1 protein-coding gene is annotated in these 1,015 nt (G+C 56.6%); it reads right to left on the reverse strand.

Features of this window, described 5'->3' with window-relative positions; genetic code table 11:
• Positions 1 to 142 precede the first annotated feature (142 nt).
• Positions 143 to 811, reverse strand: coding sequence for a TylF/MycF/NovP-related O-methyltransferase (locus F6K13_RS34755; RefSeq protein ID WP_287290197.1), 669 nt, complete (start codon positions 809 to 811; stop codon positions 143 to 145).
• Positions 812 to 1,015: the final 204 nt, after the last annotated feature.

Here is a 1,015-nt window from a genome sequence, read left to right on the forward strand (position 1 = left end):
TTTCGCAGATCGCCTGCGCAACGCCGGAAAACTGCATAAAGTTATCATCGTAGCCGTCGCGCGAAAGCTCATCACAATCGCAAACGCGCTCCTCAAGTCGGGACAAAATTGGACTGCTTAGACCGTCTGACAAATACAGTTGCTAGCTGTTTCTGACCAGCACGGCATGGGGCCGGGTGTTTCTCAGCGTGAAATTCGGGGTTTGCGCCAAAAACGCGTCTGTGGCGTCCTTGCAGCCCTGATAATCATTGTAATCATCAATAATCACCATCCCGCCCGGCACCATGTGAGTTTTGATCGAGACCAGGCAAAAAGTGACGGGGTCATACCAGTCGCAATCAATATGGGCCAAGGCGATCTTGGTCTCCGGCGCCAGGCGCAGGCTGTCTTCAAACAGCCCCTTGTGCAGGCTGATGCGCTGCCCGTCCACCGGCAGGCCAAACCCGTCAAAATGGTCGACAACCTTCTGGTACAGGTTCTCCTCATAGCCGTAATAGGGGTCGCCGTTGAGCCCCTTTGACTGGCCGGATTTGATGACCTCGTAGCGGTCATGGGTGTCTTGCGCATCCTTTTCGCCCGGGGCCGGGATCATGCCAAACAGGTCATAGCCGTGAAAGCGCCGCCCGGCGCCCATCAGCGAAGACAGCAGGATCGCCGAGCCCCCCAGGGCCACGCCAAACTCATAGATATCGCCCTCGATATTTTTCGCGTTCAACCCTTTGAGCGCCTCGGTCATGCTCAGCAGCTTCTGATCGCTGAGATAGGTCAGGTTCTTGCGTTGCACCTGCCGGGCCATCGCGGGGAGGGACAAACGTTTTATGAAATTTCGGGCCCGCCGGAGCATGTGTCAAACCTCTTACTCAAAAATTCCCAAGCGCAGTCGTGCATGTTCCGCTTCTAAAATCAAGGCGACGCGCGGCGACATGCTGAAAGCAAGGTGGTTGGTGTCGGTGAAGATGGGGCGGCCGTCGAGCATGGCGTGGCAGGTGCCACCCGTACAAAACGGCTCGATCAA

Origin of the sequence: Okeania sp. SIO2B9 (genome assembly GCF_010672505.1) — a bacterium.
GTDB lineage: Bacteria > Cyanobacteriota > Cyanobacteriia > Cyanobacteriales > Microcoleaceae > Okeania > Okeania hirsuta.